The sequence below is a fragment of the Belnapia rosea genome, assembly GCF_900101615.1.
GTDB classification, from domain to species: domain Bacteria; phylum Pseudomonadota; class Alphaproteobacteria; order Acetobacterales; family Acetobacteraceae; genus Belnapia; species Belnapia rosea.
Genome location: NZ_FMZX01000108.1, coordinates 1 through 1,339, shown reverse-complemented (window position 1 = coordinate 1,339; position 1,339 = coordinate 1). Strand labels below are relative to the sequence as shown.

The 1,339-nt window shown below is 63.4% G+C and carries 1 protein-coding gene and 1 pseudogene; both read right to left on the bottom strand.

The window, feature by feature from the left end; all coding sequences use genetic code 11:
- Window positions 1-383: 383 nt before the first annotated feature.
- Window positions 384-712 (bottom strand): annotated as a pseudogene (locus tag BLR02_RS30750) (transposase); the annotation flags it as partial.
- A 59-nt stretch (window positions 713-771) separates the two neighbouring features.
- Window positions 772-1,209 (bottom strand): DDE-type integrase/transposase/recombinase, encoded by a 438-nt coding sequence (locus BLR02_RS31220; RefSeq protein ID WP_090665499.1) that lies wholly within the window; start codon window positions 1,207-1,209, stop codon window positions 772-774.
- Window positions 1,210-1,339: the final 130 nt, after the last annotated feature.

Below are 1,339 nucleotides of genomic sequence, written 5' to 3'. Positions count from 1 at the left end.
ACTGCGCTGAAGCGGATGGGTGGAATGGTGGCCGCCACTACGCTGCTTCGGTAGTCGCTTGATTTGGCCCACATTGTTCCCGGACGGACACTTATGGCGGGCGTGGAGATCAAGCCCTCCGTTGTCCTCTGCGCAGCGACGATGGGCACCCCTGCCGGGTCATGGTTCTCTTCGCGGTTGGCGTGCGCCGACGCATGATGGTGTCGGAAGCTCCGGCCTCGTGATGTCAAGTACGCGGTCGCCCGCTCAGGATGGAGTGGGGCCGCAACAGTGCACACGCGATGGCCGGAACCCCGTCCCGACAGGGACACCCTTCCGCCGTTGCCAGCGGATCTCGTGCCTTTGCTCTATCTGGCTCAGGCCACCTGTGCCTCCTTGGCCACCTAACGGAACTCGCTGCCGTCGCCCAGCATCCTGTGGAGGATGACCGAGAGCTTCCGCGCCACGGCGACGGTGGCTTTCTTGGTGCCGGTCCGCTTGGCCAGCCGCGTCCCCCAGGCCTTCAGCGCTGACCAGCGCGAGACCCGGTGGAGGATGATCCCCGCCGCCTCGTAGAGGTCCGTAGCAGCTTGTCGCCGCAGCGCAAGATGTGGCCGGTGTAGTCCTCCTCGCCGGACTGATAGCGCCTTGGTGTCAGGCCAAGGTAGGCGCCGACGCTTGAGGATTTGGCGAAGCGTTCCGGCCTATCCACGACACTGACGTAGGTGAGGGCGACGGTTCTGTCAGCTCTCATGCCAAACCTGACGACCCGAACTGCTGGATGAGTTCAAGCTACGCGGCTTCCAGGACTGCGAGTACAGAAGTGGCGCGACGGAGGTGAAGCAGGCGGCGCCGGCTGGCGGAGGTAGGTTGGTTGTGGCGGGTGCGAGGGCGGAGGTGGTTGCGAAGCTCGTCATGGCTTCGACAGAATCGCTCGGCGGAAGCGAAGCTCTTGAAGCCACGCATACATCGAATGCGGCCTTTAACGCCGCGATGATCTTGTTCCAGCTTATTATTCTTGTAAGCGCTGGTGCGATGGACAACCCGCCGGCCGAGCGTCGATCGGATGGCTCGTGGGTAGGAGCCATGCCCGTCCGTGGTCACCTGGTCGGGGACTTGGCCGGTGGCCGCCTTCGCCGAGCGGAAGAAGGCTTGGGCCGCCGCCATGTCCCGGTGCTCGCTCAGCATGGTGTCCACGAGGTCACCATTACGGTCTATGGCACGATACAAGTAGCACCACCGGCCTCGAACCTTGAGGTAATACCAAGCTGCTTATGGATTGACCTGTCGCGCCCATTCGAAGTCTGTCAGCGACTGGATGCGACCGGCCTCGGCGATGAGCTTGTTCCACGCCTCACAG